This is a genomic window from Lacisediminimonas sp. (genome assembly GCF_030645335.1).
Classification (GTDB): domain Bacteria; phylum Pseudomonadota; class Gammaproteobacteria; order Burkholderiales; family Burkholderiaceae_D; genus Lacisediminimonas.
The window spans coordinates 1-7,561 of sequence record NZ_JAUSNH010000215.1 but is presented as its reverse complement, the minus strand read 5'-3'; the positions used below and the strand labels follow the sequence as shown (position 1 = coordinate 7,561).

The 7,561-nt window shown below is 61.9% G+C and carries 6 protein-coding genes; 4 read left to right on the top strand and 2 right to left on the bottom strand.

The features are described 5' to 3' along the window. Nucleotides 1-143 precede the first annotated feature (143 nt). Both Q7T64_RS14900 and Q7T64_RS14895 read right to left on the bottom strand, forming a co-directional pair. On the bottom strand, nt 144-842 hold the full coding sequence (locus Q7T64_RS14900; protein ID WP_304797303.1) for a response regulator: 699 nt from the start codon (nt 840-842) through the stop codon (nt 144-146). Then, nucleotides 835-2,784: a type IV pili methyl-accepting chemotaxis transducer N-terminal domain-containing protein gene (locus Q7T64_RS14895; RefSeq protein WP_304797301.1), complete on the bottom strand. Its 1,950-nt coding sequence runs from the start codon at nt 2,782-2,784 to the stop codon at nt 835-837. Before Q7T64_RS14895 ends, Q7T64_RS14900 begins: the two co-directional genes overlap by 8 nt. Before the next feature lie 407 nt (nt 2,785-3,191). On the opposite strand from Q7T64_RS14895, the gene Q7T64_RS14890 reads away from it, so the two are divergent. From Q7T64_RS14890 to Q7T64_RS14875, 4 genes are all read left to right on the top strand, one after another. Beyond that, entirely contained in the window at nt 3,192-4,124 is a 933-nt protein-coding gene (locus Q7T64_RS14890) for a tripartite tricarboxylate transporter substrate binding protein (protein WP_304797305.1), read from the top strand. 83 nt (nt 4,125-4,207) lie between these two features. After that, nucleotides 4,208-5,050, top strand: a complete 843-nt coding sequence (locus Q7T64_RS14885) for a sulfurtransferase (protein WP_304797299.1) — start codon at nt 4,208-4,210, stop codon at nt 5,048-5,050. Continuing rightward, the gene (locus Q7T64_RS14880) at nt 5,047-6,810 is read left to right on the top strand and encodes an FAD-dependent monooxygenase (protein ID WP_304797297.1); all 1,764 of its coding nucleotides are present in this window, start codon (nt 5,047-5,049) and stop codon (nt 6,808-6,810) included. Before Q7T64_RS14885 ends, Q7T64_RS14880 begins: the two co-directional genes overlap by 4 nt. A 143-nt stretch (nt 6,811-6,953) precedes the next feature. Continuing rightward, nucleotides 6,954-7,561: A24 family peptidase (locus tag Q7T64_RS14875; protein ID WP_304797295.1), on the top strand; the 608-nt coding region annotated here is incomplete at its 3' end.

The window sequence follows — 7,561 nt, the reverse complement described above, 5'->3', positions numbered from 1 at the left end:
GCCTTTTTCTTTGGTGACTTTCTTTTTGGCGCGCCAAAAAGAAAGTTACGCGCCCGCGGGGGCGCACACCCCGCTTAACCACAATGAAAATAAAACACGATTAAAAAAAAGAAACAAACAAACCAATAATCACAAAAAAATAATCAACGAATATCCCGACTAGCCGCATAAACCGCCGCCTGCACCCGAGAACTCAACTCCAGCTTCCGCAATATATGCTGCACATGAATCTTGACCGTCGTCTCCGCAATCACCAGCTTGCGAGCAATCACCTTATTACTATCCCCGCAAGCAATCAGCGCCAATACCTCCCTCTCCCGCTGCGACAGCAAAGCCATGCCTGCATCGCTGCCGGCCGGACCATGCGGAGCAGCCACCGTCGCCGCGGATGAAGCAACATTCACCCGCCCGCCCGCCGCACGAAAAGCCCCCACCAACTTGGTCATCATCTCCGGACTGACCACCGATTCCCCCTCCAGCACCTTGAGGATGTACTCAGCCAGCCGATCGAGCTCGACCGTCTTGAGCAGGTAGCCATCCGCCCCAGCCTGCAAGGCAGCCGCCAGGTCATCCTGGTTTTCGCTCACTGTCAGCATCAGGATGCGCACCCCGGGAGCGGCCTGTTTCAGCGAGGCGATGCCATCCACGCCCAGTACGCCCGGCAAGTGGTTGTCGAGCAGGACCAGGTCCGGCGTGGCGCGCTCGGCGCAGCGCAAGGCCTCGCCGATATCACCAGCCTGCCCGGTCACGCAAAACCGGCTGTCCTGCGACAACAGCGCCACCAGTCCGCGGCGAAACAGCGCATGGTCATCCACCACCAAGAGGCGTACCGGATCAGTCATGCGCACCAGCCCTTTCAAGCATGGCGGCCGGCAGGGTGGCGGCGGCGACATCGACGGCATCAGCCGCAGCAGGATCGCTGGCGGCGATTTCATAAACCGGCAAACTCAGCGTCACCGTCGTGCCCTGCCCCGGGCTTGATACCGATTCGACCTGCGCGCCGATCTGCATTGCCCGTTCGCGCATGATCTTCATGCCGACATGCGATTCACCCGCCGCCTTGCTGGCGTCGAAGCCGACGCCATTGTCGCGCACCACGAAGCGCCAGCTCGGCCCCTTGAACACTTCGAGGATTACCTGCGTCGCGCGGGCATGCTTGCGCACGTTCGACATTGCCTCCTGCACCACATGCAATACCTGCACCTGGGTGTCGGGCGGCAGCGGCAGGCCATGACCTTCCACCTGCAAATGGGTCGGCAAGCCAGTCTGGTGCTGGAACTTGCGCAGGGTTTCCTGCAAGGCTTGTTCGATGTCGTCGGTATTGGTGCGGGTGCGGAAATGCAATAGCAATTCGCGCACGTCGCTGATGCTTTCGCGCAGTCCGTTGTCGAGCTCGTCGAGCGCCTCATGCAACCTAGCCTGGTCGCCGCGCTGGTCGGCATTGCGCAGCAACTGCACCTGGATCTTGAGGAAGGAAAGCGACTGCGCAATGGAATCGTGCAGGTTGCGGGCCAGCAAGGTACGCTCTTCGGAAACCGCCGCTTCGCGCTCCAGTGCACTCGCGCGCAGGCTTTCCAGCGCGCTGGCGAGGTTGCTGGCGAGCGCATCGAGCAATTCGATCTCGTCGGCGGTCGGTGCGATGTCGCTGCGGAAGAAAAGGTTGAGTTCGCCCAGCAGCCTTTGCTGGAAGCGGATCGGCACGCTGACCACGTTCTGGTAGCCCACGCGGGCGCAGTGCCGCACCGGCTCTTCATGGTGACTGACGATCGGGATCACGCGGGTGCGGGCATCCGGCTGCAGCGAACCGCAGGAGCAGGCGCCGTGCAGCAGGCTGCGCTCTTCCTCGATCAGGTCGAGCGGAAAGCAGTCCGACGCCAGCATCAGGTAACGCTGGCTGGCTTCGTCGGACCAGCGCACCACGGTGGCGTCGGCCTTCACCACGACGCGCACGCGCTGGGCAAAGCCGTGCGCAAGTTCATTGATGGTGCTGGCGCGCGCCAGGAAGGCGCTGATCTGGTACAGCGATTCCAGTCGCATGCGCTGCGCTTCAATGCGGCGGGTCTTGTCGACCACCTTGGCTTCCAGGCCTTCGTACAAGGATTGCAGCGTTTCGGCCATGCGGTTGAAGCCGGCCGCGACCTGGCCGAATTCATCTTGCGTATCCACTTCGATGCGGGTCGTGAAGTCACCCGCCTCGACCGTTCGCAAACCCTGCTGCACACGCCCGAGCGGACTGATCACATACCAATAGCCGGTATAGATGACGACGATGGCGCCGGCGATGGCCAGGGCCATCATCACGAACTGGAACAGGTTGAGGATCGCAGTCAGGCGCGACAGGTTTTGCTCGATGGCGAACACAAGCAATTCAATGGCGTCGACAAAATGGCCGGCGGCCTGCGCCGATGCGACAGCGTCGGGCGGCGGTGTGGACAACCATTGCCCGCGCTGTGTCTGCCAGAGCGCCTCGACTGCGGCAAAACGGTCGCGGATCTGCGGGTCCTGCGGCACAAACAGCGGCCGGCCCGGATCGCCGCTGCGCAGGACGGCCAGGCTGTCATCGAACTGGCGCACCAGCTCCGCGCTCTTTTCCGGGCTTGCCTGTACCGCACTGGCCAGGCGCCAGGCTTGCATGCGCATGCGCCCCGCTTCGTTGACTGCCGCCGCGCCGCCTTCGAGCTGCCAGGTCACCCACAAGGTCAGCCCGATCGAGACCAGGGCGACCACCAGCAAGCTGGCGCCAACGCGACCGAGCTTACTGGAAAGAGAGGCGTTTTTTGGCATGCCCTCAGGGTAACCGCGTTCGATTCAGGCCGCCAGCGTTTCGGCCGCCCTCAGTTGGCAATTCCCGGGAGGCGATGGTGGCTATTTGATGGCGCGCCGCCCACCCATCACTTGCCGCGCTGGTTCAGGAGCCCCGGCGCCAGGCGCTGCCGCGCACGCCTGGCGCCGCACATATTGACAGCCTCGATGGTTATCGCATAATGAACGTACAGCGGTCACAAATGACCGCTAAGCGGTCACTCCTACTGGCCTGCGCATTTCGTTGCCAGGCACGTCATGGATCAATCGTTTTGCCCGCCAGGCCAGGGCGGCAGGTCGGTGCCGGATCTGACATTTTTCAATCTCAAGGAATGAATATGCGTATCTTCAACAGTGCCTCGTTGTCACGGAAACTCTGCTTGACCGCCATGCTGTTCCTGGGCTTGACCGGCGCCGCCCTTGCGCAGGGATATCCGGACAAGCCGATCAAGATCATCATGCCGTGGAGCGATGGATTCCCGGCAAACTCAACCAGGTTGTATTCCAATAGCCTGGGCGAGCGTTTGAAACAGCCGATCGTGGTCGAAGTGCGTGCCGGCGCAGGCGGCGAGGTGGCGGCGCGACAAGTCCTGGCCGCGCCAAAAGACGGCTATACCTTGCTTGCCACCGGGTCTTCGATCACGATCCGCGGCGTGGTGGACGACAAAAATGTGGATCCCGAAAAGGAGCTGCAGCCAATCGCGCAGTTGGTCACGACACCCTACGTCATCGTCGCCAAGGCGGGCAAATACGGCAGCTTCCAGAAGTTCCTGGCCAGCGCGCAAGCAGCACCGGGCAAGATCAACTTCGCGTCGGCCGGAGTGGGCACCGGGATGCATTTCCTGGGCGAGCTCATCAACAGCAACGCCAAAATCAATATCGTGCACATCCCTTATGCGTCCGGCGCCCGGCAGCTGCAGGCGATCCTCGCCGGTGATGTCGAGATTGCGATCATTTCCCTGGTGACGGCATGGCCGCATATCAAGTCCGGCATGATGGAAGCATTGGCAGTGAGCTCGACGTCGCGCAGCAAAGCCTTGCCGACGGTGCCGACGCTGGGTGAGGCGGGCGTCAAGGACATTCCGTCGATGGGTGCCTGGATCGCCCTGTTCGGACCCAAGGGCATGGATCCGAATATCGTCAAGATCCTGTCTGCAAAGATCGGCGAGATCGCCAATGACCCGGCCAATATTGAAACCGCGATTTCCTGGGGCGGCGAAATTCCCGACACCCGCGTGGCCTATCTGGAGCAGGTCGTCAGCGCCGAGAAAAAGTCCTGGGGCCGCCTGGTCAAGGAAAACAACCTCTCTACCGGAAAATAAGACGCGTCCCTGGCCGCGACCAGTCATTCCCGGCCGGGGATTGCTCTAGGTTTTGTGGCGAAACGCCATCTCAAGGAGCTCTCGTGGTACATCGGTTTTCTTCCGTATCCGATCAAGTTGTCCAGGCAATCGACCTGCTGGCCACTGAAAACAATAACAGGCTGTTCGTCGATGTTCGCCTGGGCGATGCACCGCTGGAACTTGAGAACTATCGCGAGTGCCATATCTTTGGCGCCGTCCATGCCCAGATCCGCGATGTGTTCGCCGCGCAGCCGAGTGCGACCAGCGGCAATTTGCCGCTACCTGGAATCGATGAACTGAAAAAGACTCTCGATGGATGGGGCGTTGATGCCGATACCGAAGTAGTCGTGTATGGTCCTTCCCTGGCGCTGGCTGCGCGCGCCTGGTGGGTACTCAGGTGGGCCGGCCTTGACCATGTAAAGGTACTCGACGGCGGCTTGAAGGCATGGATCAGCAATGGCGGCGCAGTTGCCAGCGGCGATACCGTCCCGCGGCTGCGCCCGTCGAAAAATGTCCTCACGCTCAGTCCCGGCAACATGCCCACGATCAGCGTTGAGGAGGTGGAGTGCCTGGACCCCGATTGCCTGTTGATCGACGCCCGCGACGAAGCCTCCTATCTCGCCGGCTGCATACCGCGCGCCGTCAGCCTTCCTGCTTCGCTGCAGTGGACGCCTGCATCCATGTTGCGCACCACTGGCGAGATTAAACAGCTCTATATGGAAACCGGCGCGGTGCCTGACACCGATGTCGTCGTCTACTGCGGCGGTGGCGTGCTGTCCGCACTGGCTGTACTGACCATGTCCGCTCTTGAAGTCACACCGCGCCTGTTTGTTGGTTCATGGTCCGAATGGAACAAGTGTCCACTGCGCATGGCGCGCAGTGCAAACGGAGGAACCTCGATATGAACGCGGGATCGATCCAGCCCGGCGAGGCTTGTCTCGACGCCGTCATTTGCGGCGGCGGGCCTGTGGGCCTTTCTTTCGCTTACCTGCTGGGGCGCGCGGGCTTGCGGGTTGCCTTGTTCGAGAAGCGCGCCAGCACGACCACGCTGCCAAAAGGTCAGTACGTGCACGCATCTACCGCGGAATTTTTCCGGCAGTGGGGCGTGTGGGACCGGCTCGACAAGGCAGGATGGTCGATCGAGCGATCCAACGGACAGGGCTTCTATGTGAACATCGCCAATGGGCCCGTGGCGACCATTCGCGCCACCGACGGCTCGGATGCTGACTACATGCGGAAATGGGAGCACCTGAGCCCGGCCTATCCGCGCAAGATCCCGGCCTCCGACTATGAAGCCGCAATCTGCCGCCAGGCGTCGCAGTGGCCCAATGTGTCGCTGCATTTCGCCACGCGGGTTACCGATGTGGAACGCATGGGCGACCGGGTCCGGATCGAAGTACAGCAAACCGAATCGCAGGCGAGCACCGAGGTGCAGGCACGCTACCTGATTGCCTGCGATGGTGCGCACAGCCTGGTGCGCAGCCGCCTGGCCAGCGGACAGGATCATGGACCCACCTTCGGCAACCAGGTGCTGGTCGAATTCCGCGCACAGCTTGACGATACCTTGGGGCGCGATGGTTTTTTCCATTCGTTCATCCTTGATCCGCGCTATGCCGGATGGTTTGGCAGCAAGCATCCGGAAACCGGTTTATGGCGCTACAGCTTCCGGCATGACGAGGACGAATTGCCGAACGAAGCGATCGTGCTGGAACGGATCAGGGGCGCGCTCGGGATGCCCGGGCTTGCAGTAGAAATCGTGCAGCTTTACCGCTTCGATTACAGCACCGGCTTGCTGCGCAAATGGCGCGAAGGCAATGTCCTGTTTGCCGGCGACGCCGCGCACTGGCATTCGCCCTGGGGCGGCTTTGGCATGAATTCCGGCGTCCAGGATGCGAACAACCTGGCATGGAAGCTGGCGCTGGTCGCCCGCGGCCTGGCCTCGCCTGATCTCTTGGACACCTATGAGGTCGAACGCAAGTCGAAGGCACTGTTGTCGGTCAAGACGGCGACCTACAACTCCTTGAATTACCAGGCCATTGTTGCCGCGGTCCAGATTGGCGAGCCGACGCTGTTTTCGTCGGGCCAGATCAGCGCGGCCGGAACAGACTTCCTGCGCCAGCGGGTCGAACCGCATGGCGACAACAGTGTGCTGCACACCGGGTATCAATTAGGCACTGTCTATGAATCCCGCGCGATCATTGCTGAGCGTACAGTCGCGCCCACGCCGACCCTGAAAGACTATGTCGAGACCACCGTGCCAGGGGTGCGCGCACCACATGTGTGGCTGCGCGACCGGCAAGGAAAGCGGGTATCAATCATTGACCTGTGGGGACCGTCTTTTGTACTGCTGGTCCTGCATCGGGCGGAAAAGTGGACCCGGGCCGCAGAAAAACTGGCGCGTACATCGGGCGTGCCCCTGGCCACCCTGCATGTCGGCGTCGATGGCGACCATGTTGCCGATGACGCAAAGTTCCTTGACCTGTACGGCGCAGACGGCAGCCAGGCATTCCTGATCAGGCCGGATGGTTTTATCGCGCGCAGGTTCGGTGCAGTTGTGCCGGATGGCGAGCTGGCTGCGCTGGCCGATACGTTCGGGAAAATCCTGGGCGCAAGCGCCGACAAGCCGGCAATCCAGGCAGTGGCCGAGGCGGCAGACGGCGCTTGAGCCGTCACCGCCGGCGGCGGATATTGCCGGCGGCGCTTGCCTGAAATACAACGCAAGCGCCCTTGCGTTGCCGCGGATTGATTGTCGCCTCGCCACCCTGCGCTAATATAGCGCCACCCGCAACTTGCCCGCCCTCCTTGTCCATGGCCCCTGTCGACTTGCTGTTCGCCCCATCCCAATCGCTGCTGCCCAGCCTGGTCGCTGCACTGTTCGGCCTGTTCATCGGCAGCTTCCTCAATGTGGTGATCTTCCGCCTGCCGCGCATGATGCAGCGCGAGTCCGACAACTACGTGGCCGAAGAAAGCGGCCAGCCGCTGCCACATACCGAACGCTACAACCTCGCCGTGCCACGCTCCGCCTGCCCGTCCTGCGGCCACCAGATCACGGCGCTGGAAAACATTCCGGTGCTCAGCTACCTCGCGCTCGGCGGCAAGTGCAGCAACTGCAAGACCCCGATTTCCGCGCGCTATCCCGTCATCGAACTGGTGGCGGGCCTGTTGTCGGGCCTGATGGTCTGGCATTTCGGCAGCGGCCTGGCCGGACTGGCTGCGCTGCTGTTCTGCTATTTGCTGCTGGCGATGACCTTCATCGACATCGACACCCAGTTGCTGCCCGACGACCTCACCTACCTGCTGTTGTGGAGCGGCCTGCTGATTAACCTGGGCGGCACCTTCGCGCCGATCCAGGATGCGGTGGTCGGCGCTGTCGCCGGCTACCTGACCCTGTGGCTGGTGTACTGGGCATTCAAGCT